The organism is Jeotgalibacillus sp. 10bf12 (genome assembly GCF_055597105.1).
The window spans coordinates 3,066,389-3,092,045 of record NZ_CP200276.1; the positions used below are offsets into that span (position 1 = coordinate 3,066,389).

General features: G+C 43.1%; 24 protein-coding genes and 1 other annotated feature. Of the genes, 8 read left to right on the forward strand and 16 right to left on the reverse strand.

Annotated elements, in window-relative coordinates; genetic code table 11:
- Positions 1–13: 13 nt before the first annotated feature.
- Both pepV and DH10bf12_RS15975 read right to left on the reverse strand, forming a co-directional pair.
- Entirely contained in the window at positions 14–1,435 is a 1,422-nt protein-coding gene (gene pepV, locus DH10bf12_RS15970) for a dipeptidase PepV (RefSeq protein ID WP_471736237.1), read from the reverse strand.
- A gap of 73 nt (positions 1,436–1,508) precedes the next feature.
- Entirely contained in the window at positions 1,509–2,375 is an 867-nt protein-coding gene (locus DH10bf12_RS15975) for an ABC transporter permease (RefSeq protein WP_471738256.1), read from the reverse strand.
- Between the two features lie 82 nt (positions 2,376–2,457).
- Here DH10bf12_RS15975 and DH10bf12_RS15980 point away from each other — a divergent pair, with 82 nt between their 5' ends.
- Together DH10bf12_RS15980 and DH10bf12_RS15985 are read left to right on the forward strand one after the other, a co-directional pair.
- Complete coding sequence (locus DH10bf12_RS15980; protein WP_471736238.1) at positions 2,458–3,507, forward strand: IS1595 family transposase; 1,050 nt, start codon at positions 2,458–2,460, stop codon at positions 3,505–3,507.
- A 107-nt stretch (positions 3,508–3,614) separates the two neighbouring features.
- A complete protein-coding gene (locus tag DH10bf12_RS15985) occupies positions 3,615–4,040 on the forward strand; it encodes a stage III sporulation protein AH (protein WP_471736239.1) in 426 nt (141 codons plus the stop codon).
- 87 nt (positions 4,041–4,127) lie between these two features.
- On the opposite strand, the gene DH10bf12_RS15990 is transcribed toward DH10bf12_RS15985, so the two are convergent.
- Positions 4,128–4,415 carry an ABC transporter permease gene (locus tag DH10bf12_RS15990; RefSeq protein WP_471736240.1) on the reverse strand — a complete coding sequence of 96 codons (288 nt, stop codon included), beginning with the start codon at positions 4,413–4,415 and terminating at the stop codon, positions 4,128–4,130.
- 2 nt (positions 4,416–4,417) lie between these two features.
- Positions 4,418–5,101 carry an ABC transporter ATP-binding protein gene (locus DH10bf12_RS15995; RefSeq protein ID WP_471736241.1) on the reverse strand — a complete coding sequence of 228 codons (684 nt, stop codon included), beginning with the start codon at positions 5,099–5,101 and terminating at the stop codon, positions 4,418–4,420.
- A 278-nt stretch (positions 5,102–5,379) separates the two neighbouring features.
- Here DH10bf12_RS15995 and DH10bf12_RS16000 point away from each other — a divergent pair, with 278 nt between their 5' ends.
- The gene (locus tag DH10bf12_RS16000) at positions 5,380–5,598 is read left to right on the forward strand and encodes a DeoR family transcriptional regulator (protein ID WP_039810515.1); all 219 of its coding nucleotides are present in this window, start codon (positions 5,380–5,382) and stop codon (positions 5,596–5,598) included.
- A gap of 217 nt (positions 5,599–5,815) precedes the next feature.
- Here the strand turns inward: DH10bf12_RS16000 and DH10bf12_RS16005 are convergent, their stop codons facing one another.
- Complete coding sequence (locus DH10bf12_RS16005) at positions 5,816–6,529, reverse strand: pseudouridine synthase (RefSeq protein WP_471736242.1); 714 nt, start codon at positions 6,527–6,529, stop codon at positions 5,816–5,818.
- A 15-nt stretch (positions 6,530–6,544) separates the two neighbouring features.
- The gene (locus tag DH10bf12_RS16010; RefSeq protein WP_471736243.1) at positions 6,545–8,161 is read right to left on the reverse strand and encodes a putative polysaccharide biosynthesis protein; all 1,617 of its coding nucleotides are present in this window, start codon (positions 8,159–8,161) and stop codon (positions 6,545–6,547) included.
- 153 nt (positions 8,162–8,314) lie between these two features.
- Here DH10bf12_RS16010 and DH10bf12_RS16015 point away from each other — a divergent pair, with 153 nt between their 5' ends.
- Complete coding sequence (locus DH10bf12_RS16015; RefSeq protein ID WP_471736244.1) at positions 8,315–9,577, forward strand: BaiN/RdsA family NAD(P)/FAD-dependent oxidoreductase; 1,263 nt, start codon at positions 8,315–8,317, stop codon at positions 9,575–9,577.
- Positions 9,578–9,918: 341 nt separating this feature from the next.
- On the opposite strand, the gene DH10bf12_RS16020 is transcribed toward DH10bf12_RS16015, so the two are convergent.
- The 3 genes from DH10bf12_RS16020 to DH10bf12_RS16030 form a co-directional block, all read right to left on the reverse strand.
- The gene (locus tag DH10bf12_RS16020) at positions 9,919–10,233 is read right to left on the reverse strand and encodes a rhodanese-like domain-containing protein (RefSeq protein ID WP_471736245.1); all 315 of its coding nucleotides are present in this window, start codon (positions 10,231–10,233) and stop codon (positions 9,919–9,921) included.
- A gap of 52 nt (positions 10,234–10,285) precedes the next feature.
- Positions 10,286–12,697 (reverse strand): leucine--tRNA ligase, encoded by a 2,412-nt coding sequence (gene leuS / locus DH10bf12_RS16025; protein WP_471736246.1) that lies wholly within the window; start codon positions 12,695–12,697, stop codon positions 10,286–10,288.
- A 57-nt stretch (positions 12,698–12,754) separates the two neighbouring features.
- Positions 12,755–12,965 (reverse strand) — a binding site (T-box leader).
- A gap of 52 nt (positions 12,966–13,017) precedes the next feature.
- On the reverse strand, positions 13,018–14,199 hold the full coding sequence (locus DH10bf12_RS16030; RefSeq protein WP_471736247.1) for an MDR family MFS transporter: 1,182 nt from the start codon (positions 14,197–14,199) through the stop codon (positions 13,018–13,020).
- 563 nt (positions 14,200–14,762) lie between these two features.
- On the opposite strand from DH10bf12_RS16030, the gene mnmL reads away from it, so the two are divergent.
- The gene (mnmL, locus tag DH10bf12_RS16035) at positions 14,763–15,722 is read left to right on the forward strand and encodes a tRNA modification radical SAM protein MnmL/YtqA (protein ID WP_471736248.1); all 960 of its coding nucleotides are present in this window, start codon (positions 14,763–14,765) and stop codon (positions 15,720–15,722) included.
- A complete protein-coding gene (mnmM, locus tag DH10bf12_RS16040) occupies positions 15,719–16,291 on the forward strand; it encodes a tRNA 5-(aminomethyl)-2-thiouridylate-methyltransferase MnmM (protein ID WP_471736249.1) in 573 nt (190 codons plus the stop codon). Before mnmL ends, mnmM begins: the two co-directional genes overlap by 4 nt.
- Positions 16,292–16,445: 154 nt before the next feature.
- Here the strand turns inward: mnmM and DH10bf12_RS16045 are convergent, their stop codons facing one another.
- The 3 genes from DH10bf12_RS16045 to DH10bf12_RS16055 all read right to left on the reverse strand — a co-directional run bounded on the left by DH10bf12_RS16045 (position 16,446) and on the right by DH10bf12_RS16055 (position 19,441).
- The gene (locus tag DH10bf12_RS16045; RefSeq protein ID WP_471736250.1) at positions 16,446–17,447 is read right to left on the reverse strand and encodes an LLM class flavin-dependent oxidoreductase; all 1,002 of its coding nucleotides are present in this window, start codon (positions 17,445–17,447) and stop codon (positions 16,446–16,448) included.
- An 83-nt stretch (positions 17,448–17,530) separates the two neighbouring features.
- Positions 17,531–18,622 (reverse strand): tetraprenyl-beta-curcumene synthase family protein, encoded by a 1,092-nt coding sequence (locus DH10bf12_RS16050; protein WP_471736251.1) that lies wholly within the window; start codon positions 18,620–18,622, stop codon positions 17,531–17,533.
- A gap of 15 nt (positions 18,623–18,637) precedes the next feature.
- The gene (locus DH10bf12_RS16055; protein ID WP_471736252.1) at positions 18,638–19,441 is read right to left on the reverse strand and encodes a serine aminopeptidase domain-containing protein; all 804 of its coding nucleotides are present in this window, start codon (positions 19,439–19,441) and stop codon (positions 18,638–18,640) included.
- Positions 19,442–19,552: 111 nt separating this feature from the next.
- Here DH10bf12_RS16055 and DH10bf12_RS16060 point away from each other — a divergent pair, with 111 nt between their 5' ends.
- On the forward strand, positions 19,553–20,089 hold the full coding sequence (locus DH10bf12_RS16060) for a gamma carbonic anhydrase (RefSeq protein WP_471736253.1): 537 nt from the start codon (positions 19,553–19,555) through the stop codon (positions 20,087–20,089).
- Positions 20,090–20,101: 12 nt separating this feature from the next.
- A complete protein-coding gene (locus tag DH10bf12_RS16065; protein ID WP_471736254.1) occupies positions 20,102–21,598 on the forward strand; it encodes a potassium/proton antiporter in 1,497 nt (498 codons plus the stop codon).
- 37 nt (positions 21,599–21,635) lie between these two features.
- Here the strand turns inward: DH10bf12_RS16065 and DH10bf12_RS16070 are convergent, their stop codons facing one another.
- The 4 genes from DH10bf12_RS16070 to DH10bf12_RS16085 form a co-directional block, all read right to left on the reverse strand.
- The gene (locus tag DH10bf12_RS16070) at positions 21,636–23,744 is read right to left on the reverse strand and encodes a type IA DNA topoisomerase (protein WP_471736255.1); all 2,109 of its coding nucleotides are present in this window, start codon (positions 23,742–23,744) and stop codon (positions 21,636–21,638) included.
- A gap of 291 nt (positions 23,745–24,035) precedes the next feature.
- Positions 24,036–24,410, reverse strand: a complete 375-nt coding sequence (locus DH10bf12_RS16075) for an IS66 family transposase (RefSeq protein WP_471736256.1) — start codon at positions 24,408–24,410, stop codon at positions 24,036–24,038.
- Complete coding sequence (gene tnpC / locus DH10bf12_RS16080; RefSeq protein WP_471736257.1) at positions 24,319–25,467, reverse strand: IS66 family transposase; 1,149 nt, start codon at positions 25,465–25,467, stop codon at positions 24,319–24,321. Before tnpC ends, DH10bf12_RS16075 begins: the two co-directional genes overlap by 92 nt.
- Positions 25,439–25,639 carry an IS66 family transposase gene (locus DH10bf12_RS16085; RefSeq protein ID WP_471736258.1) on the reverse strand — a complete coding sequence of 67 codons (201 nt, stop codon included), beginning with the start codon at positions 25,637–25,639 and terminating at the stop codon, positions 25,439–25,441. Before DH10bf12_RS16085 ends, tnpC begins: the two co-directional genes overlap by 29 nt.
- Positions 25,640–25,657 lie beyond the last annotated feature (18 nt).

Consider the following 25,657-nt stretch of genomic DNA (forward strand, 5'->3'; position numbering starts at 1 on the left):
CTGATCTCCCCCTCTATGATTGCTTCTCACAAGCAAGCTGATAAATAGCTTCTGCATAGATTGCAGTCGCTTTTAATAGGTCTTCTATTTCAATATATTCATCTTTCTGGTGTGCAACATCTTCTCTCCCCGGGAACAGAGCACCAAATGCGACTCCCTTTTCAAGTGACCGCGCATAAGTGCCTCCACCGATCGCGAGCAGTTCACCTTTATCACCCGTCTGCTTTTCATATACAGATAAAAGTGTCTGGACAAATGGATCATTTCCATCTACATGATGAGGCTTTGAGTTATCTTTTACGTCTACGCTGATGTGATGGTGTTTCATTTCACTGATCAGCCACCCGAGCTTTTCATCCATCTCATAGGTTACAGGATAACGGATGTTAATGCCGAAATACGCATTCTTTTCATCGAAACGGATAAGACCTGTATTCAGCGTCAGATCACCGCTGATATCGTCTTTTCCGGCGATACCTAATGCGATCCCTCTTGACCCGTTAAACAAATATTTATCTGCAAATGCTGCAAATGTTCTGGCTCTCGCATCAAGTTCAAAGCGTTTTAAAAATCTGAGCAGCAGAATCCCGGCATTAAGTCCATTGTCCGGTTCCATTGCATGAGCTGATTTTCCGTGCAGCTCCATCGTGAGGAGACCGCTTTTTACATAAAAGTCACCTTTAAGTTCATGTTCTTTCAGAAATTCCTCATACTCCTGAAGGAGGTAAGTCTGTTCAGCATGTACGGTCAGCTCTGTCTTAGCATAGTCAGGAACCATATTATAACGTTCACCGGAGTGGAATGTATGCATTTCAATTTTAGGTGCATGCTCATCAGGTTCAAATTCAGTCAGATGAAAATCAGCGTCCATGATCCCTTTTTCAGCGTGAATCACAGGGAAATCAGCATCTGGCGCAAAGCCGATGGTCGGCATTTCCTCTTCTTTAAAATAGCGATCTACGCAGCGCCAGTCACTTTCTTCATCTGTTCCGATAATCATCCGGACTCTTTTATTCAGCTTAAGACCGAGTTCATCTATGATTTTCATTGCATAATAGGCGGCGATGGTCGGGCCTTTATCATCAATGGCTCCGCGTCCATAAAGCCTGCCATTTTCAATAGCCCCTTCAAATGGAGAATGTGTCCATCCATTCCCGGGCGGCACAACGTCTACGTGACATAAAATACCGAGCAGGTCATCTCCCTCGCCCATTTCAAGGTGACCGGCAATATGTCCAACACTCTTACTGCTGAATCCGGACGCAGCTCCTGCATCCAGTAAGTACTTAAGTGCCCGCTTAACCTCTTTGCCAAGAGGTGCCTCTTCGTCTGCGCCTGATTCATCCAGTACGCTTGGAATCGCAATAAGCTGCTGCAGTTCTTTTAATATGTCGTCTTTTCTTTTATCAACTTCATCCATCCAGCTGATCGTCACGGCATTCACCCCGTTCTTCGATAATGGTCCTATTATAGAACATTTCCACGGTGGAATCACCATGAAATTTGATTCAGATGAAATAGAGGACGAGAAACACAGTATAGGGAATGACTGTGATCAGGTCCGTTTTACGCTTGACTTTAAAATATGCGTCCCTGGATTTATATTTTACTCCGATCGCATGCTGATCGATTAATTGTGCCCACATTTGCTGACTGACAGATATCGTACCAAAAGCAAGAAACGCCACGATGATTAAATAAGCCCATCCGGATGGAACAAAAATAGCTGAAGCACCAGCTGCTCCAATCAGTCTTAAAACGATATAAGTATACTCTCTATCCCTTGCATAATTCTTGATAAAAAGCTCAGCCATCGCTTTTTGCGGTCCGGGTTCCTTAAAAATCCGGCCTGATTTTCTGAAGAACCATGGTTTTGAGCGGTGTTTGGCTTTTGGCGGAGTCTCTACTTCATAAGACATGGTAAACATCTTTTTGATCATTCTTGTTTTATACCCGCGTTCTTTTATCCCATGATCAAGAATTCTGTTGGGAGACAGCAGACTGTTTTTCAGTAAAGCAGGCAACATCAGCATGAACGCAATGAGTGGAACTATTGCTGCTAAAGGGAACGTCAGACTGAGCCAGGTAATGAAAAAAGTACCTAGAATGATCACAATTCCAGTAGATATTACAGCGCCCTTTAACCGCCACCCTTTTAATCTTAACCATGCAAAGTAAAACATTGACTTTCCACTGACTTTTATTGCAGTGACTGATATCCAGAAAGCAAGAATTGCAACCCAGTCTGCATAAAGAAAGTTGATCAGAAACGGTAACAACAGGAAGGTAACCATTCCTGTCTCTAAAAATGAAAATAAAAGATTGTAGATGAAGCTCTTTTTTAGGAGTGATTCGATTTGTTCTCTTCTTTTTATTAGGCTATGTTAAAGTTTAATGTTGATATTTGATTTTAACGAACATTTGTTCTATAATAAAAGTATCAACTAAGGTCTGGTGATGACAGTGAGAGCGACTGATATTCTTAAAGAAATACAAAAATTAAATCCAGCAGAGAAACAAAGACTGCGAGCATTTCTTATCGATGCACTCACTGCATCATCCTCCACAGGAAACGCTCTTCAAGAGATTTCAGAACGAAAAAATAAACAGGGATACATTTGTCCTCACTGCCAATCTAAGCAAGTAGTGAGATTTGGAAAATACACTACCCTTGTAAATGACGACGAAGTAAAGAAACAGCGTTATCGCTGTAAATCCTGTACTGTTACTTTCACCGATTTAACCAACACCGCACTCTATAGAACCCGCCGCCTGAATAAATGGATAAAATTCATTGAATGTATGATTGATGGATATTCCCTCCGTAAGTCATCCGAGATGGTTAAAGGTGTAACACACGTCACGTTGTTTTACTGGAGGCATAAATTATTATCAGCGCTAAAGCAAATTGAGGTAGCGGATTTTCAAGGTGTCGTTGAAATGGATGAGACCTATTTCCTGTACTCTGAAAAAGGGCAGAAGAAAATTGTAGGAAGAAAACCTCGTAAACGTGGTGGAACAGCAAAGAAGCGTGGCATCAGCAAGGAACAAGTCTGTGTATTAGTGGCAAGAGACCGTGACAAAAATACAGTCTCGACCACTCTTGGTGTAGGCAGAATAAAAAAAGAGCAGTTAGACAAAGCAATTGGTCAAAAACTGTCACCTGAAAATGTATTATGTACAGACTCTTGGCGAGCGTTTAGAACCTATGCTACTGACAAAGGAATGACCATTTATCAGTTCAAATCAGACGGAAAAGTCCGCACAAAGGGTCTTTATCATATCCAAAACGTCAACAGTTATCACAGCAGACTCAAAGGATGGATACAGCGCTTTAATGGTGTAGCGACCAAGTATCTTGATAATTACTTAGCGTGGTTTCAAATGCTTGAGAGCATTCAGCACCAACTGAACGAAATAACAGTCAATGATATGATAATTAAAGGGAATTTAATTCCAATTGTAGAAACATATGATAAACTAAGGTTTTCTAAGTTCACGAAATAATCATATTTCTTATTCAACTAACGGGACAGGTAGTGTAAAAGAGTGAAGGGTTATTATAGTGCTGAAGAGCAATAAATATGGAGTCACTTTGCGGAGGTGAGACTGATATGATAATGATTAATAAAAATGTAAAAGGCAAACGTTATAAGCGACTAATAGACTTACTCTCAAGGAATTGCAATCGCTTTGCTTTTGTCGAAAATAGACAACTAATGGAGATTGAAGAAGAGCGTCTTGCATATGTTGATGATATTATATCCGATATAAGATGGCACTTAATTGAAAGACGAATACAAAAAGAATGGGAAACCACAAAACTTCTTGAAGAGACAGCTTACGTTTTCTATTTTCAATTGAATAATGTTACGACTCAATTTTTAAAAGTACGTAGTAATTCTCTTTTTGATTGGATTGGTGAACTACCAGAAGATTTAATGTTTTATCATAATGAGAAATGTGTATTAGCAGTATGTTCTCACGAAGAATTTTTTTTAGTGGAAGAAACGATTTGGGATAACTTTTTAACGAACTAACGGGTGCGTTAGTTTAAGGAGCCAGTAATAACAAAGAAAAGGACTTCTAAATATATGGAAGTCCTTTCATCATAGTAAAAAACCACATTAAACTTTAACAAAGCCTTTTATTAAAAAGACGCTGTCTGCCTCATACAAAAAGGTTCGCCATTTTGATGAAAGCATTGTCACCGCCATTACAAGCGCAGCCAGTCGCCAGTCAAACCAGCTGAACCAGAGAGGCGGCTCAGTCCAGAGTGATCTGTAGAAAAGACCGCTGAAAAAGATCGCAGGTAAAATCAGATAGACAATGACCGTCCAGTCAATTGCAGTTTTAATAATGCCGTACTGATAATTGAAATCTCTATGTATTCTTGTTCTCAGAAGCTGTTTCATCTTTATTCTGCCTCCGGAATACAGCCGTAAAGATCCTCGGCACCGCAGCCTTCAAGTACTTCCTGCAGTGTGCCGTATGCTGAACGAGTTCCCTCAGATATAATAATGAATCTGTCCCCGATCTTTTCAGCCGTATCAAGGATATGTGTGCACATTAATATCCCGGCACCCCTCTCCCGCTCCTCTTTGATCAGTTTCATAAAAAGTTTCACCGCTGACGGATCAAGACCCATGAAAGGTTCATCAATAATCCAAAGGGACGGCTTCGTCAATAGCGCGAGCAGCAGCATTGCCTTTTGCTGCATACCTTTTGAAAAGGTTCCCGGTAATTCATGAAGCACTTTGGTTAATTGAAACTTTTCGAGCCATTCATCTGCCCTCGGTTTCCATTCAGACTCAGTCATCTCTTCGATATCAGCAATAAACTGCAAATGCTCCTGAAGCGTTAATTCATCATAAAAGACAGGCCTTTCCGGTATAAATGAATATCGGATAGTTTTTTGAAATACCACTTCCCCTTCTAAAAATGGAAGCTGACCCATAATGGCTTTTAATGTCGTGCTTTTTCCTGCACCGTTAGATCCGATCATTACTAATAGTTCTCCTGTTTTCAAATGGAAATTGACATCCTGAATGATCGGCTGATTCGGCTGATAACTGCCTGACTGAATACGTACATTAAGCATCTCTTCACACCCTTTTATAAGATTACGAATAACTATGAGAAAAGTTTCCATACATCTTAATCACGAACGATATCTGATTAAATATGTTAATAGTTTGTAAATGGGTGCAAAAGGGTAGAAATTTATTTAAATCGGGTGTACAATAAAATTGTCAGACAATCATAATTGTCGAAAAAGAATGAAAAGGGGCTGTCGTCAGGCATCCAATTTTACTTCTCTTCATAATTGAACTGTCAACCGTCGTCAATGCCATGGAAAAAAGATGAGGGAGTGGTTTTTTGAAACCAACTACGAACAGAATGCTGACGCGTATCAAATCTGTCTATATGTTCATTAAAGAAAACGGAACAGTGACTACAAATGATTTGGTAGATGAATTCGGCATTACACCTCGCACCATTCAAAGGGATTTGAATGTGTTAGCCTATAACGATTTAGTGACAAGTCCTAGTCGGGGCAAATGGACAACGACAGAAAAGAAGGTCAAAATTTCATAATTTGAAAGTATAAAAGAGCAGCGTATCTACGCTGCTCTTGTTTTGTGTTTATATGGCTTTTAAAACCGCTGACCCTCTCCGCAGAGGACTGCGCTTTCCGCGGCCGCGCGGTGAGCCTCATTGAGCTGCGCTCTGCTAAGTCTCACCTGTCGCTTCTCTGCCGCAGGAGTCTCCGTCCTCTGCTCCGAGGGTCAGCTGAATGATAGTAATCACCATGTTATTTTCTATTTTTTAAACTGAACAACTCTTCCTCTGTCAGTTCGCGGTATTCGCCCGGCTCTAGGGTTTGATCGAGTTCAAGCGACCCCATGGAAAGTCTTTTAAGGAAAGTGACTTCCTTGCCGACTGACTGGAACATTCTTTTGACCTGATGGAATTTACCTTCTGTGATCGTCAGCTCGATTTCTGAGGTTGCGCCATCTGATAAGATAACAAGTTCACCAGGTTTGGTTTCATAGCCGTCGTCGAGGGTGACTCCCTGCTTGAAAGCCTCGATATCATCTTGTGTTACTTTCCCCTCTATCCGGGCAAAATAAGTTTTGGCAACGTGCTTTTTTGGTGAAAGCAGGTCATGTGCGAGTCCACCGTCATTGGTCAGAAGCAAAAAGCCTTCTGTGTCTTTATCCAGACGGCCAACTGGAAACGGCTCAAACAAATGATAGTCCGGGTCAATGAGGTCAATGACGGTTTCATGCATACCGTCTTCAGTTGATGAAATCACACCCTGCGGCTTATTCATCATGAGATAAATAAATTCGCGGTAATGAACCTCTTCCCCGTTTACACTGACAGTCTGCTTTTCAGGATCCACCTGATGCTTACCGTCTTTCACAGGCTTGCCGTCTACTGTCACTGTGCCTGACTTCAGCCATTTCTTCATTTCTTTTCTGCTGCCATACCCCATGTTCGAAAGCAGTTTGTCGAGTCTCATCAGAAACATCCTTTTTTAAGAAAATTTATTTCGTAAACGCGTCACGCGGTCACCGAATAGGCGGTCAGCAAGACGGGATTTCATACTTAATACTGCATAGACAAATGCACCGATCAGTCCGCAGATTGCAAGAATGATGATCGCATGCAGCCTGTTTTCAGGGTTCAGTACAAGATCAAGTCCAAAATACACGATCAGTACCGGAACTGCCATCACCACATTAAAGATCAGCATCAGGAAGGTTCTTTTAACGACCATTCTGTATTTGTAAGCTGCAAAATATTTAATGACAAGCAGATTGATGACGATGGCTGAAATATAGCCAATACTTGTTGCCAAGACAGCTCCCTGCACTTCCATCATCTGAACGAGCGGAATGTTCAGTGCCAGTTTCACAAGCAGGCCGACAAGTAAGCTCAGCACACTCCAGCGCTGTTCGTTAATCCCCTGCATCATAGCAGCCGTTACTGTGTAAATCGCAAATAAAATCGCGACAGGCGCATAGGTTCTGAGCACCTCAGTACCAAGCTGATCAGCACCATAAAACACGGTATAAGCAGGCTCTGCAAGCAGTGAAAGACCGATTGCTGCAGGCATGGTTAAAAACAGCAGGATCTGAAACGTCTGGTCCATCTGTCTGTTTAGATTATTCCAGTTTCCTTTAGAAAAGCTCGATGTAATCACCGGAATCAGTGTCATGGCAAAAGCTGTTGCAAGCGACACCGGAATGATCACCAGTTTATGAGTCGTAAAGTTCAGTACTTCAAGCTGAATATCCGTTACAGCAGCCAGCCCGATTGATACCATTGCTTTATTAAATGTAAGTGTGTCAATAACCTGGAACAGTGGATTTGCAACACCGACAAGTACAAAAGGAATTGAATAAAGAATAATTTCCTTATACATGTCTTTAATAGAAACATTTAATTCATTTTTACCTGTAGCACTCATTTTATCTAAATGAGGTTTACGTTTCAGGTAATAAACAACGAGTAATGCAAAACTTGCAACTCCACCAACGAATGCTGCAAATGTAGCCACACCGATCGCCTCAGTCATTGATCCTTCCATCACAAACAGGACAACATACACACCTGCTAACAGGAAGACGATCCGGACAATCTGCTCAACTACATTTGAGACAGCTGTCGGTCCCATTGATTCATACCCCTGAAAGAATCCTCTGATCAAGCTCATGACAGGGATAATAATCAATGCAAAACTGACTGCCCTGATAACTGATATGACCTGATCTACACTCACCTGCTGTTCATTTGATTCAATGACCATGTCAGCAAAAACAGGAGCGAATAAGTACATCATCAGAAAAGAGAAAATCCCTGTAAGTGACATGAGAATCAGGCCGGAGCGAAACAGTTTCCTTCCTACTTCATATTCACCTATGGCATTATATTTGGATATAAACTTTGATACAGCAAGCGGAACTCCCGCTGTCGCAATTGAAAGAAAAATGGTGTATGGAATATAACCATATTGATAAAGTGCAAGCGCACCAGGCTCGTCACTTACGAGTTCATTAAATGGAATGACATAAAAAAGTCCGAGAAACTTGGAAATAAAAGTACCTAACGTCAGAATAAAAGTACCTCTGACAAGTGTGGATGTAGACATCTATTCGTTTTCACTTCCTAATCATCTGACAAGAATTTTGACACTATATTAGAGTGTACTACCCGAATGGACGAATGACAATGATAACTGCATTGAATTGTCTAGTTTCACACGTTAAAATGAATGCATATTGCAGAAAAGAGTTGAAATCAAATGAAATATGATGTAATTATCGTTGGCGGTGGTCCATCCGGTCTGATGGCCGCGATTGCAGCCGGCGAAAAAAAAGAACGCGTTCTTTTAATAGATAAAGGTACAAAGCTCGGACGTAAGCTTGCGATCTCAGGCGGCGGGCGCTGTAACGTAACAAACCGCCTCCCTGTGGATGAAATTATCAAACATATTCCCGGTAATGGCCGATTTTTATACAGTGCATTTTCTGTCTTTAATAATGAAGACATCATTGCTTTTTTTGAAGGGCTTGGCGTTGCGTTAAAAGAAGAGGATCACGGCAGAATGTTCCCTGTGTCGAATAAAGCACAATCTGTTGTAGATGCACTTCTTAGAAGATTGGGCGAGCTGAATGTAGAGATCAGAACGAACGCACCGGTGAAGGAATTGCTGATCGAAGACGGTAAAGTAACGGGGATCGAGACGAGAAACGGCGAAGAAATCCTGGCTGATTCAGTTGTGCTCGCAGTTGGCGGGAAATCCGTTCCCCAGACAGGTTCAGAAGGTGACGGCTATCCATGGGTGACAAAAGCGGGGCATACGGTTACTGACCTGTTCCCTACTGAAGTACCACTGCTTTCAAGTGAACCATTTATTAAAAATAAATCACTTCAGGGTCTTGCCCTGCGTGATGCAGCAGTGAGTGTATTGAAGAAAAACGGTAAACCAGTCGTGACCCATCAGATGGATATGCTGTTTACCCATTTCGGGTTATCAGGTCCGGCGATTTTACGCTGCAGTCAATATGCAGTGAAAGAAATGAAAAAGCAAAAAGGCGCGCCGGTTACAGTGCGGATTAATGTGATGCCAGATCAAAATGCTGAAAGTGTATTCCAGCAGCTGAACCAGATGGCAAAGGATGATGCGAAAAAAGCAGTCAAAAATGTCTGGAAAGGCTTTGCACCTGAGCGTTACATTCATTTTCTAATGGAGCTGAACGAAATCGATCCGGATCAGCAGGCAGGAACAATTTCTTCAGAAAAGATCCGTGGAATGGCCGGGCTGCTGACGGCATTTGACATGAAAGTGAACGGCACACAGTCGATTGAAAAGGCGTTTGTTACAGGGGGCGGCGTTTCTATTAAGGAAATTGAGCCTAAAACGATGAAGTCAAAGAAATGTGAAGGGTTATTCCTGTGCGGCGAGTTATTGGATATTCATGGATATACAGGTGGATATAATATTACTTCTGCATTAGTTACAGGGAGACTGGCCGGGAGTAATGCGGCTGGTGAGCCGGTTTAGGATTTAGTTTTGCGGGCTGTGATCGTGCAGTGCCGAAGCCAGGGTGAAGGAATAACAGTTTACATGATAGATATCACTTGGCTTATTGAAGGAAATACCTCTTATTATGATGGAAATATTGTGCTCTCAAACGAATTTATCGAATAAAAATTCAAATTGAAAGAATACATTTCATATTGATGGAATCATTTGTTAATTCGAAGCAATAACTCCTGAAATGAAGGAATATCGCAAGCCACCACTCGAGCTCATATCTGCTCTTCAAGTTTGCTTAAAAATATAAACTCAAATAAAACCCGGCGTATCCACTTAATAATGGTCATACGCCGGGTTTTTTATACTTACGCTTTCGGCTTCGTCTCGCCCTCATACTCGAGCATTCCGCCAGTCATATTTGTCACCTTATATCCATGGTCATGCAGGAACCAGCCTACGTTTTCGCTTCGGCGGCCGGAGCGGCAGATCACGATGTATTCTTTATCCTGATCAAGCTCATCCATGTGCATTGAAATATCACCCATTGGAATGTGCGTTGCCTGCGGGATCATCCCTTCAGCGACTTCATCATTTTCACGTACATCAATCAGGTTCAGTTCTTCACCTGATTCAAGCTTCTTTTGTACTTCACTTGCAGTAATTGTGTTTAATTCAGACATGTTCTCCACCCTTTCCATTTTAAGCATAATTAGATTATAACAGTCCGGACGGTCAGTTTGCTACGATATTAACCAGTTTCCCTGGAACAGCGATCACTTTGCGGACTGTTTTTCCTTCAATCGCAGACGTTACTTCTTCCTGCTCCATTGCAAGTGATTCCATTTCTTCGCGTGTTGCTTCACGCGGAACCATCAGCTTTTTCTTCAGCTTACCGTTGATTTGAACAACGATTTCAACTTCATTGCTGACAAGCTTGGACTCATCGAATGTTGGCCACTCAGAATAGCTGAGCTCACCTTCTCCAACTTTCTCCCACAGCTCTTCAGCAATATGTGGTGCAATTGGTGAAAGCATTTGAACAAAGCCTTTGATGTATTCTGAAGGAATAACATCAACTTTGTAGGCTTCATTCACAAATACCATCAGCTGCGAAATTGCCGTGTTGAAGCGGATGCCTTCAATGTCTTCTGTCACTTTTTTCACCGTCTGATGATACACTTTTTCAAGTGCTTCATTCGGCTGATCTTTTACTTTGTCTGTCAGTGTGCCCTGATCTGTTACAAGTAGACGCCAGATGCGCTCTAGGAATCTTCTTGCACCGTCAAGACCGTTTTCAGACCATGCTACAGATGCTTCAAGTGGTCCCATGAACATTTCATAGACGCGAAGTGTATCTGCACCGTGTGTGCGGATAATCTCATCAGGGTTTACGACGTTCCCTTTAGATTTACTCATCTTTTCATTATTTTCACCAAGAATCATTCCCTGGTTAAATAGCTTCTGGAACGGCTCTTTCGTTGGTACCACACCGATATCATAAAGCACTTTATGCCAGAAACGTGCGTACAGCAGGTGAAGAACAGCATGCTCTGCTCCGCCTACATAAATATCTACAGGCAGCCAGTGCTTAATTTTCTCCGGATCAGCGAGTGCTTCACTGTTTGTCGGATCGATATAGCGCAGGTAGTACCAGCAGCTTCCTGCCCACTGAGGCATTGTATTTGTCTCACGGCGGCCCTTCATGCCTGTTTCAGGATGTGTAACATTTACCCACTCTTCGATATTTGCAAGTGGTGATTCCCCTGTGCCTGAAGGCTTAATATTTTCTGTTTTTGGCAGTTCAAGCGGCAGATCTGATTCAGGTACGCCTGACATCGTGCCGTCTTCCCAGTGGATGATCGGAATCGGTTCACCCCAGTAACGCTGACGGCTGAACAACCAGTCACGCAGACGGTAAGTGATTTTCTTCGTACCAAGATTCTTTTCTTCAAGCCATTCAATCGATTTTGCAATCGCTTCTTCTTTACCAAGACCGTCAAGGAAGCCTGAGTTCACATGCTTACCTTCACCTGTGTAAGCCTCTTTGGAAACATCTCCGCCTTCAACGACTTCGCGGATCGGCAGGTTGAATTCCTGTGCGAACTCATAGTCTCTTTCATCGTGAGCCGGCACAGCCATGATTGCACCGCTTCCATAGCTCATCAGGACGTAATCTGCAATCCAGATTGGCATTTTTTCATCATTTACAGGGTTGATGGCATAAGCACCAGTGAATACGCCTGTTTTTTCTTTTGCAAGATCTGTACGCTCAAGATCACTCTTTGACTTAATTTCATTGATATAAGCGTCAACAGCACCTTTTTGATCAGCTGTTGTAATTTTTTCAACGAACGGATGCTCAGGTGCAAGCACTGCATAAGTAGCGCCGAAAAGTGTATCAGGACGTGTTGTAAATACGCCAAAGTTCTCGTCAGTGTTTTCGATGTTAAATGTGATTTCAGCACCTTCAGAACGGCCGACCCAGTTGCGCTGCATATCTTTAATGCTCTCAGGCCAGTCCAATTCATCAAGGTCATCGATCAGACGGTCAGCGTATGCAGTAATTTTAAGTACCCACTGCTTCATTGGACGACGCTCTACCGGGTGTCCGCCGCGCTCACTTTTGCCATCGATGACTTCTTCATTTGCAAGAACGGTTCCAAGTGCCGGGCACCAGTTCACCGCTACCTCGTCCACATAAGCAAGTCCCTGTTCATAAAGCTTCAGGAAGATCCACTGTGTCCACTTGTAGTATTCAGGATCAGTTGTGCTGACTTCACGATCCCAGTCATAAGAGAAACCAAGCTCCTGAATCTGACGGCGGAATGTATCGATATTTTTCTTTGTAAATTCAGCCGGGCTGTTCCCTGTATCAAGTGCATACTGCTCTGCAGGCAGTCCGAATGCGTCCCATCCCATCGGATGAAGTACGTTATAACCCTGCATACGCTTAAAGCGCGAAAGAATATCAGTTGCTGTATAACCTTCCGGGTGTCCTACATGAAGACCTGCTCCGGATGGATACGGGAACATATCAAGTGCGTAAAATTTCTTTTTTGAAAAATCTTCTTCTGTCTTGAATGTTTTTTCTTCAAGCCAGTGCTTTTGCCATTTCTTTTCGATCACCTTATGATCAAAGCTCATACCAGTTCCTCCTAATGTAAAAAATTACCTGTAATAAACAAAAAACTCCCGCCCCAATCATGGGACGGGAGGTGCTTATACACTCCCGCGGTACCACCCAAATTCGTGTACACGCGCTCAAGTCCTTATCGCGGAAAACGGATCATGCTACTCTGTTTCGCATAATCGACTCAAAGGTGAGTTCACAGTGCTGCCGGTCTGCTTTCACCAAATGCAGACTCTCTTTTATCAGCGGCGATCTGTTACTAATCCTTCTCAACGTCTTAGTTATGATGACTATTTTCTATTGTATGCAATTGACTCCGGGCTTGCAAGTATTTTTAAGCCGCTGCTTCCACTTCTTTTTTCTTTAATGGAAGGTCATAAACAAATGTAATTCCGATCGAAATGACGAGTAAACCAATCAATAAGAAGAAGAGTGGTGTCATCCCGTAAAGGTCCACCATAATCCCGCCAAGTAGCGGTCCGATCATCCGGCCACCGGTTGCTGTACTATTGACAACCCCCTGATAAAAACCTTCACGTCCTTTTGGCGCAAGTCTGCTCGCAATGGTTGGTACTGCCGGCCAGATCAGCATTTCCCCGATTGTTAATATAATCATTGCTGCAAGAAAGCCCTGAAAGCTGCCCGCATAAGCAGTGACGGCAAATGATACCATAAAGATCACTGTGCCGATCGCCATCTGGATTTTCAGATTATGCTCAAACCGTTTTACAATCGGCTTGATTAACGGCTGCCCTGCAACGATCAGCAGTCCGTTGACTGTCCAGAGCACACTGTACAATTCAAGCGGGATGTTGATTCGCTGGGTGTAGTCAGCAATTGTCGACTGCCACTGCACATATCCAACCCAGCACAAAAGATAAGCACCACATAATATCAGCAAGGATGTAAACGCAGCCTTACTTTGAATCCGTCCCCGCTCCTGCAGCACACTCGTCTGGATATTCGGCTCCAGTTCAATATTTTTATAAGTGAACAGCGCAATCAGAAAGAAAATCACATACATCACAAAATTCGCAATGAATATATAGTTAAATGAAAATGATGCAACAAAACCACCCATGGCAGCACCAGTTGCAACACCGATATTTGTTGCAAGATAGATGGCATTAAAAGCCTTCCTTCCACCCTCCGGCCAGACAGATCCGGCCATTGCATACATTGATGGAAAAACAATCCCTGATCCAAAACCAATAAAGATCATAAAGAATACATATTGCGGCCATTCATGCCAGATCATCAGTCCGCCGACTGCAGTCAGCGTAATCAAAATCCCTGACATAATGGACCTGTAGCCGCCGATTTTATCAAACAGCACGCCGCCAAGCAGATTGCCTAGCACACTCGCACCGGCGTTCGCCATCAGCACCAGTCCTGCAGTCGTCAGGGATTTTCCCAGCTCACCGCTGATATAAATTGTATTTAACGGCCATAAAAAAGAAGCCCCCGTCACATTGATTGCCATCCCAATTACTAAAAACCATAACGCACGCGGCACGATTGTCCCTCATTTCATATGTATTTCGTGTACCAAATTATTTTACCGGGTAATGTGAGTGAATACAAGATGCTGGAAAGTAGATGGAGGATTCTTAATATTTGGTTTACGGGGTGAAGAATATTGAAGTTGGGGACTGGCTTAACTTTCGATTCTGAAGTTAACGCAGTCAATTGGACTGATACAACGCTCAACCCGGGTGTATCACTACCTCAATGAGTGAATTACGTCGTTCAATGGGACTGACAGATACCTCAGCTTCAAAAACACGACGTTCAAACGTTCACTCGCACTCTTCATGCTTTTCTGAAACAGGCTTTTTGTTTGTCAAAAACATCAAGAGGAAAGTGCTGCGACATCATTTCGTTTTTCGACCGTCGATTGGCGAGAGCTGTCCCTATCGTCAACCCGGGTATATGCTGCAGTCAGCATCAAACAGACTGTATTAAATCATCTCATATCTAGCGCTTTTTGATCAATCCGCCTTCATTCAGTAGTCCCCTTCTGCAAATCATGGTAGAATGCCTAGAGTACGCTAATAGCAATGAAGGAGGTTCACACCTTTGGCAATAGAAAACCCTTTTCAATATGCGGCTGACAATAAGCGCTATCATACATGGAACTATCATTTAAGAAATCATTTTGGACATAAAGTATTTAAAGTCGCATTAGACGGCGGCTTTGACTGCCCCAACCGTGACGGTACTGTCGCGCATGGCGGCTGTACATTCTGCAGCGCTGCCGGGTCAGGTGACTTTGCAGGAAACCGGGTTGACCCGCTTGAAGTGCAGTTTAACGAGATCAAGACACGTATGCACCGCAAGTGGAAGGAAGGTAAGTATATGGCTTACTTCCAGGCATTTACGAATACGCATGCACCGGTTGAAGTACTGCGTGAAAAATACGAGAAAGTACTAGGCTTTGAAGATGTCGTCGGTCTGTCGATTGCGACACGACCTGACTGTCTGCCGGATGATGTGGTTGACTATCTGGCTGAGCTGAACGAAAGAACATACCTGTGGGTTGAGCTCGGACTTCAGACTGTCCATGAATCAACAGCTGATATGATTAACCGTGCACACGATTTTGAATGTTATAAAGAAGGCGTGAAAAAGCTTCGCGACCGCGGCATCAGAGTCTGCTCACATATTATTAACGGCCTTCCGGGTGAAGACCGGGATATGATGATGGAGACGGCTAAAGCAGTTGCTGAACTCGACGTGCAGGGAATTAAGATCCACCTGCTTCACCTGTTAAAAGGAACACCGATGGTTAAGCAGTACGAAAAAGGCCAGCTTGAATTTATGACACAGGAGGAATATGTAGAGCTTGTATGTGACCAGCTTGAAATTCTTCCACCTGAAATGATTATCCACAGAATCACGGGAGACGGCCCGATTGAATTAATGGTTGGACCAATGTGGAGTGTGAATAAGTGGGAGGTGCTCACTGGCATTGACCGTGCGTTGATTGAAAGAGGCTCATGTCAGGGCAGCAAATATGTAAGTGGGGTGCGATCATGAATCTGGACAGAATCCTTCCATATACAAGAACACTTTTAGAAAGAGCGGTAAAACCGGGGGAAGTGGTCATTGATGCCACAGTAGGAAATGGCAATGACACATTGTTTCTCGCACGTCTCGTTGGCGAGCATGGCAGGGTTTACGGATTTGATGTACAACAGGAAGCCATTGCAGAAACGACTTCCAAGCTTGAAGAGCATGAACTGAAAAACCGCGTCCTGTTATTTAACCAGGGACACGAAACGATAGAGGATACGTTGCCGCCGGTACACTACGGTGCAGTTGCCGGTGCGATCTTTAACCTTGGCTATCTGCCGGGCAGTGATGAGACCATTGTAACCAGACCGCGCACGACAATCGCGGCGGTTGAACAATGCCTGCGTGTCATGCGTTCTGGCGGTATGATGATTCTCGTAATCTATCACGGACACCCTGAAGGTGCAGTTGAACGCGACTATCTTTTACGCTACTGCGAAAAAATTGATGGCCTTGATGCACAGGTACTCCGCTATCAGTTTATCAATACACAGACACCATCGCCTTTTATTCTGGCGATAGAAAAGAAATAGAAAATAGCCGTGTGAAGCTAATCACACGGCTATTTTTATAGTCATTTTCTGAGAATGAAAACATCCATGTTAAGAAACTGAATGTTTTTTATCCCATTTAACTGCCTCTTTCCATGGAGAGAGGCAGCGGTATTAAAAAGTATTCATCGTAAACCTACAGCATTCTCTCAGCAATCCGTTTAAATGAATTCAGCTTATCGTCAAAATCATAAGCAATCGTGGTCAGCATAATCTCATCTGTCTCATATTCTTCGGCAAGTCTGTTCAGTTCTTTTTCAACATGATCAACATCACCGATCACCATACGCTTTCTGTTCTCAAGGACACGGAGTCTTTCGAAATGACTGTAATCATAAGCCATCGCCTTTTCTGGACTTGGCGTTCCTTTAGATGGTATGCCCTGTTCAAGCATCACCATAGACAGGTCAAGACTTGAAGCGATTCGTTCAGCATCTTCCATTGTTTCACCACAGATGGTAAATACGGCAACGGAGTGCTTCGGTTCACTGTAATATTTTGATGGCTTAAAACGTCTCAGGTATTGCTGTGTATAAGATGGGCCACCCTGCCCGTTAATAAATAGCGCAAATGTATATGGAACACCGAGTTCAGCTGCTAGTGCTGCAGAAGAAGGGCTTGAGCCGAGCATCCATAGATCCGGAACTGTCTGAGTGACAGGTGTTGCTTTGATGTTGCCATATGGATGATCTTCAGGCACATCATCATGCAGATATTGAAGTAATTCATTAACCTGTTCAGGGTAACGGTTCACATCACGCGGTTTTCCGTCAGATAGAGCATATGATGCCCTTGGCATTCCCCCTGGCGCACGGCCAATCCCCACATCAATCCGACCAGGTGTCAGGCCTTCAAGTACTTTAAAATTTTCAGCAACTTTATATGAACTGTAATGCGGCAGCATCACACCGCCCGAGCCTACTTTAATCCGCTCTGTTTTTGCTGCTAAATGGGCAATCAATACTTCAGGGGAAGAACCTGCAAGCGTTGGTGTATCATGGTGCTCAGAGACCCAGAAACGCTCAAAGCCGAGGCTGTCTGCAAGCTGTGCAAGTTCGACAGTCTGCTTGAGACCCTGTTCTGCAGTTCCTCCTTCTGAAATCGAAGATTGATCTAATATACTTAATGTCAGTGACATGATTTCACTCCTCTCATCCATCATTATTGTAAAAACCATTAAAAAAGTCGAATATTCCGCTCAGCGAAATATCCGACTCGTTTTTACAACTGGTTTTTCAAATAAATGTTGCCTGACAGAACCTTCATGACATTTCTGTATGCACGCCCGTTGATATAAAAGAAGAAGCTGACCGCTCCGCTCGAACGGATCATCTTTCTCGCAAGATTTCTGACTTTCTTCTGATTGTTTACTTTATCATCAGACAAATAGACGCCAAGAAGTCCTCTGTTAATCAGCATATGAAACCTGCAGTGCGGAAGTTTTTTTGTATGTCTATCTGCTTCCTTAACGAAATGCCGGAGTCTGTTAAAGAGCTTCTCAGGATTTTTATAATAGAAACAGAAGTTCAAATCCCCTTCTTCCTGATCCTCTTCCTGGTCGATAAAATAATCAAGCAGAATGTGAAGTCCCTGTATGTAAGGAAAGTACCCTTCTCTGATCACGGCTGCATATTCCGGTTTAAAGTCCGGTCTGAGTGCATAAGACACAAGGCAGAAAATGCCAAGTGTTGATCCTGTACATGCTGAAAACTCGAACCATTCCATTTCAGGAAATTCACTGCGGTGAGCTTCAAACCATTGCTGAAGACGCTCCTCGCGTTCCTCTTCTGCAACGTGCTTGTGAATCTGAAGTTCACAGTAAATATGTGACAGATAAAGGAGCTCGTCTTTAATCAGCGGATAGTTTGGAATTCTTGATAACACTTCCTGACAGCGCAGTACAAGACCAGATAAATAGTGGTCCTCACTGTCTTCTCTCAAGTGATAATAATGACCGGGGACCGCCCCGACAGTCAGTGCATCTTCCATTGCCTGGTGAAGCGCTGCAAAGTCTTCAGGATCAAGCGAGGTACTGCGATCACACAAATTATCCAGATAATCACTGATTGTCTGGTAAGCAACGATAAATTCAATCGCATCGCGTTTTCCTTTTAAAGCTAAAAGGGACATAATCCCCCCGCCTTCGCAGTGAAATGCCTTATCCGTTATACTGTCCACAGCCTGCTTTTTTAACTCTTCATTCTCAATCTGAAGTGCTTTTTGCTTCCAGTGAAAGAGCTCCCTGTGAACAATCGGAAACACTCTACGGTATACCTGATTCATTAGAAATAACGGTTCATTCGGAACTGCCATGTCATTCCACCTCATTTATAAGTCATAGCCGATTGATCTCAAGCGGTTTTTAACAAATGATTCTGCGTAGTGAAAAACTTCATCCCGTTCTGGTTCGTTAAATAATTCATGATAACATTGTGACCATTCTTTATATTGAAATTCATCAAGGTTATGTGACAGCAGCCACTTTTTGCCCACAGCTGTATCCACAAGCTTATTCTGACCGCTTTGCATTAAGAGAAGCGGGATCGCAGGAAAGTCACTGTCTTCAGCCAGTGTCTGCTTCATTGCATACAGCATTTCCCTGTACCATCTGACAGATACCCTTGATACATAAATCGGATCCTCTAAATCAAGATCAATAATTTCTTCATTACGTGTTGCATCCTGTACCGTGAATCCAAATGTAAAACGGTGCTCAGGCGATAATCTGTTCAGACTGCCTGACAGCAGATGACTGAACTTTGATGGTGTATGTTTATAGGCGAAGCTTGGATTAGACAGCATCAACCCTGCAATTTCATATTTCTTCTTATACATCATACGGACAGCAATCAGTCCGCCAAGACCTTGTCCAAGCAAAAAGATTGGCAGATTAAATAACATGGCTGCTTCAATCCATTGGCCAACGGCTGTTTCATATTCTTTAAATGAATCAATGTGCCCTCTTTCAGTACGCTTGACCATCCCCTGGCCAGGCAGGTCACCCATGACAACGTGATAACCTCTCTCACGCCACATTTCAATTAACCAGCCATATCTGGCATGATGCTCAAGCTCCCCATGAATCATCACAATCACGCCGCGGGCAATCCCATCTGTTTCCCATTTCCACATAGCATGAACACCTGCCTTTCAAATTCTTAGAAGTCTGTATTATGAAGTATTTGCTATGCCTGTGTTAAAATAAACTATATCATATTTCATATTGGACACAGGAGTGATTTAATGATTCTTTCTTATAAAGGTCACAACCCTATAATTGATAAAAGTGTTTACATATCAAAAATGGCTACTGTATCAGGTGATGTCAACATCGGACCTGAATCAAGCGTCTGGCCTGGCGCTGTCATAAGAGGTGACGTTTCACCAACTGTCATTGGACAGAAAGTGAACATTCAGGACTTGTCTATGCTGCACCAGAGCCCGAACCTGCCGCTTGTGATTGAAGACGAGGTGACGATTGGACATCAAGTCACACTCCACAGCTGCACAATCAGAAAACAAGCATTGATCGGTATGGGTTCAATAATCCTTGATGGTGCTGAAATAGGAGAAGGTGCTTTTGTCGGAGCAGGAAGTCTCGTCCCACCCGGTAAAAAGATTCCTGCAGGGATGATGGCATTCGGCCGCCCTGCAAAAGTGATACGCGAGGTAACTGATGAGGACCGGGCTGATATGCAAAGAATTGTGAGAGAATATGCTGAAAAAGCCCAGGAATATAAACACGCTGAGCAAAATCATTTCGATGGAGATGATGCTTAATGAGTGACAGATATGCTGTTTGAATCCTTTGGAAATGATTCATTCATTCTTCTAACCGGACTATTACTCATTACGGGTATTCTTGTTGCAAAATTCTCAAATAAATGGGGTCTTCCCGCACTCGTTCTGTTTATTGTTATTGGAATGATTGTCGGCAGTGACGGTCTGGGCATTGTATATTTTGATGACGCAAGAGCTGCTCAGTTAATCGGAATCTTCTCTCTTGTCATCATATTATTTGAAGGTGGTATGCAGACAAAATGGCAAACCGTTCGTGCTGTTGCCCTGCCATCTCTCTCACTTGCCACGCTTGGGGTTATCTTAACTTCAGGTATTGTCGGGTACGCTGCTTACTTGATCTTTGATGTAACGCTCCTTGAAGGTTTGCTGTTTGGGGCAATTGTCGGCTCTACAGATGCTGCAGCTGTTTTCTCCGTGTTAAAGGAACGGAATATCAAAGCGAAAATGGGGGCCACACTCGAAGCCGAATCGGGGACCAACGACCCGATGGCTGTCTTCCTTACGCTGTCGTTCATTGAATTAATCTCAAATGATGATTCATCTATATGGGGTCTGATTCCTTCATTCATACTTCAGATGGGTGCCGGTCTTGCACTCGGGCTTATTCTCGGGAGGATTGCATCTTTTTCCCTTAACAGGATCAAGCTTGATTCAAGTGGACTTTATCCTATCTTTTCTGTTGCATTTGCATTACTCACCTACAGTATTACTGCCATTGTTGGCGGCAGCGGATTTCTGGCTGTATACGTTGCAGCTCTTATTATCGGCAACAATGAATTAACTTACCGCTACTCTATTTTTCAGTTTAATGAAGGTTTCGCCTGGATGTCTCAGATCCTCATGTTTATTATTTTAGGACTTTTAGTTTTCCCGGGTCAGTTATTTTCAATCGATATTGTCATCAGCGGTCTGATTCTTTCAGTCATTTTGATTTTTATTGCACGGCCAATTGCCGTTTTCTTATCCGTTGCAGGAATGAAATACAAAATGAAAGAACGAATCTTTATTTCCTGGGCCGGTTTAAGGGGAGCGGTGCCAATTGTGCTTGCGACCTTCCCGGTTGTGGCAGGTCTTGAAAATGGACAGCTGTTTTTTAATGTTGTGTTCTTTATTGTCCTGACATCCACACTGCTTCAAGGTTCTACGATCTCCTATGTAGCAAAGAAGCTGAACCTTGTCGGCCCGAAGAAAGATACGCCTCACCATTCGCTGGAGCTTATTTCGATCGGTAAAGCCAATGCCGAGATGATTCAGTTCCATACGAACAGAGATGTAGCAATTGTCGGTAAAAAACTTAAAGATCTCAAATTCCCGCATCAGGCTACAATCAGTGCAATCGTCCGTAACGACCAGCTGATCAGCCCTTACGGTGAAACACAGATCAAAGCAGGAGACTTTCTTTATATACTTGTGAATACAAAGCATAAGGATGAAGTGAAGAGACTGCTTGAAGAAAAGAAAAAGCCGCAGGAAACTGCCGGCAATTAACAGAAAGCGGATGAGGTGATGCCCTCATCCGCTTTTCTTATTTAAACGCCATCTCTATCTTACCGTCCTTCAACACTAGCCGGGCGCTGAACGTTTTTCCTGCTTTACTTTTAAACCCCTTTATCATCCCTGTTTGTCCTTTTTCACATAAAGCTTTGATCTGCACATCTGAAATCTTCTTCTTCAGGAGCATTTTTGGTAGTGTTTGTCTACAGCCCTGCTTATAGTCACTGCATCCAAAAAATCCACCCTTATCGACCATAACTCCTTTTTTACATTTTGGACAGACTGGCATGACTGATGATTTCTTTTGAGTGTTACCGCCAGTGGCTTTCACATTCCCCATCTGTTTAGGTGCCTCAGTGATCATATGCTGAATAAATTTTGCAATGTTATTGAGGAAAGCCTCCTGACTGCCTTCTTTTCTGCCGATTTTCTTTAAATAGGTTTCCCATCTCGCTGTCATTTCAGGACTGCTGAGCAGGGTGCCGCCAATTACCTGGCAAAGCGTCACACCTTTATCGGTCACGGTAACCGTGTTTTTTGTAACTGAAATATACTGTTGTTTTTTCAGAGTGTCTATAATTGAAGCACGCGTTGCTTCTGTACCGATTCCTTCAACTTCTTTCAGCATCGCCTGATCCTGTTCATCCTCAAGCATTTTTCCTGCCGTTTTCATCATGGTAATCAACTGACCTTCAGTATACGGTTTAGGGGGTTTGGTCATATCATCTTTTATATTCACAACAGATGCGATCACATCCCCTGTTTTCAGCGGAGGAAGAATCGTATCTTTTTTTGCGGTCTCACTGAAAAGCTCTTTCCACCCGCGTTTTTTCTCAACCGTTCCTTTTACACTGAAAATCAGCCCCTGAATATCCACATCCACCTGCGTTTCTTCATAATGGTAATCCTCATGAAACATCGCAAGCGTACTGCCGAGAATTTCGTTATAAATATTTTTTTCCATCGGCTTCAGTTTTTCAATCCGGTCTTTTGTCAATACTTTCTTTGTTGGAATGATTGCGTAGTGCTCCTGCACCTTACTATCCTGTACATATTTTGGCCGCGGCTTCGGGTGAGCTGTCTCAAATGAAGTTCCTGCAGCAGCTTTCATCGATTCAAGCTGACCTGATAAATACCTGAATTCACTCATCGTAATGAACTGACAGTCCGTTCTCGGGTAGGATACGAGTTTCTTTTCATATAAATCCTGTACAGTTTTCAGCACATTTGATGGACTGTATTTGTAACGTCTATTCATTTTTGCCTGAAGTGAAGACAGACTGTGAAGACTCGGCGCCTGCATTTTCTTGAGTTTTTTCTCAGCATTTACAACTGTTCCTTTTGATTCGGCTGCATGTTCAATTCCATGCTGCTTAAGTAGTCCTTCTGCTTCTTCTTTCTTTTTAAATGTAGTCTTATGCTTTGTCTGAAATGCTTTTCCGCTTTCTTTATGATCAGCCAGCAGCTGGAAAAACGGTTCAGGTTTAAAGTTTTCAATCTCATGCTGTCGCTGCCAGATCATATATAGGGTTGGTGTCTGAACACGCCCGAGGCTGAATGGACCATCAACGCCTCTTTCCTGTAAAAGTAGGGTATAGAGCCTTGAGATATTCATGCCTACGAGCCAGTCACTCACCTGTCTTGTCTGCGCTTCATCATACAGTGAGAGATAATCATCTCCATTACGCAGCTCCTGAAACCCTTTTCTGATCACATCTTTTTCAAGCGAGTTAATCCATAAACGCTTTGTCGGCTTATGCATCATGCCTGCCTGCTCGATAATGGAGCGTGCGATATTCTCCCCTTCTCTGTCACTGTCAGTGGCAACTACAATCTGATCGGCTTTTCTGAGAAGGCCTTTGACAATATTAAACTGTGCACGCTTAGCATAAGGTACGGTGAATTTAAATTCTTCCGGAATCATCGGCAGCGTATCAAGCTTCCACCGCTTCCATTCCGGCTTATATTTCTGAGGTTCCTCTAATGAAACTAAATGTCCGAAGCCCCACGTAATCGCCGCTCCTCCCGGGAACAGTGAATCTTCTATATGAAAATAACCATCTGTTTTTCTGGATGTCTGAAAAGCATCTGCATAGCTTTTCGCCTGTGAAGGTTTTTCTGCGAGAATGACTGTAAACAAAGGAATTCCTCCTAGTATTGGTCCGAAGCATCAATCGGGGATTTGTGACCTTATCATATCATGGTGCGGATGAGATGGCGAACACTTATTCTGGGTGTGGCGACTCGGCAACAGTGGTTCGGAGAATAGTGGTCGATGTTCTTAGCATACACGTCTTTGTTCAAAGAATAGCAGGTGGTGTTTGGAGAAAAAACGGTGTGATTCGTAAGCGTCAAAGCAAACACACATTGATTATTTTGATGATGATATTTGAGGCAACAGAAAAGCCGTACCCTTCGGGACGGCTTTTACTTAATGCTTGTTTACTTTTTCAATTCGACAGTGATCAGGTATTTGTTTAGACCACGGCAGAAACTGATCCAGATTCTGCTGATCAGACAGATTTGTGTTTGGCATTTTTTCAAATAAATAAGTGAGATATTCAAACGGTTTTAGATCATTTTCTTTAGCTGATTCGATCACACTGTAAATAAGTGCGCTGGTATCTGCGCCTTTCATCGAATTCGAAAACAACCAGTTTTTTCGGCCGATCACAAAAGGTTTGATACTACGTTCAGCTAAATTATTATCAATTTCAAGTCGACCATCTGAAAAGGGGGTAAGCAAAGCATCTTTTTGATTGAGTGAGTATACAATGGCTTCGCCCAAAGGGCTTTTCGGCAACACAGTTGGACGAATTTTTTTCAGCCACTCGAAGTAAGCCTCCGCAATTGGCAGGCTTTTTCTTTTTTCGAAGCTGGTGACGTTTATCGCTATTTAAGTTCAGCTCTCGTATTTCTTTTTCAATCTTATACAGCTGCCCAATTTTTTGAACTGCCTGTTCAGGGAGGTTTAACAGTTCCCCTTTTTTCTTCGGGGCACTCTTGGCAGCTTTAACAAAGTATCTTCGCGCATGCGCCCAACAACCTGACAGTTTCACGTTCGCAACTTTGTGATAGCCTGCATAGCCATCCACATGAAGAAATCCTTTGAAGTCTTTAAGAAACTCCTTCGGATTTTTTCCGGCACGAGTGGTTTTATAATCGTAAACCACGCACGGAAAAGAAGTCTGACCAGTCCGATAGAGCCACATATAAGAAGTTGATGAAGCTGCACGACCTTCTTCGTTCAGCACTTGAACAGACGTTTCATCTGCATGTAAGACAGCTTCCTTCATCATTTTAGCCTTCATCTGTGTCACTAATGGTGATAACCATTGATCAGCCCCATAAACTGCCCAGTTCGCCATTGTCTGTCTCGAAAGAGGAATCCCCTGTTGTTTAAAGAGCTGTTCCTGACGGTACAGAGGGAGACCAGATTGATATTTTTGGGTCAGCACGTAAGCCATCGATGAGGCAGATGCCATGCTTTTAGGGTAGACTGATGCCGGTTTTGGCGCTTTGATAATAGGTGTTTCAATCCCAGATTCCTGACACTGACGGCAAGCATATACTTCTTGCGCGTGTTCAGTGACTTTGACACTGGCCGGAATAATTTCAAGTGTGCGGTTTGTTTCTGTCGTCATAACGTGTAGGTCATGCCCGCAGCTTTCGCAATTTCGTTCAGCTTCAGGTAAATGATAAGTGACTTTTTCAACCGGAAGGTTCAGTTCATGTGATGAACGCTTTCGCTTGTTTTTTTGAGTGCTTGAAACGAGATCGCTTTCGTTTAACTGTGGTTCTTCATGTGCTGAATCTTGAGTGATCTCTACTTCATTAAAAAAGTGGAAGTTCAATCTGACCATCGGAGGTATTCGTCTTTTCACTGGAACGGCCGAATTTCTCGGTTTGAAGCTGTTTGAATTGGCCTTCATACCAAGAGACAAGAGCTTCGAGCTCTTCGTTACGCTTTTCCAGTTCATGAATGCGGTCTTTATTTGAAGTTTTAGGATGAGAAGGTGTCGTTTGTTTTTTCATACCCCTAGGGTACGACAC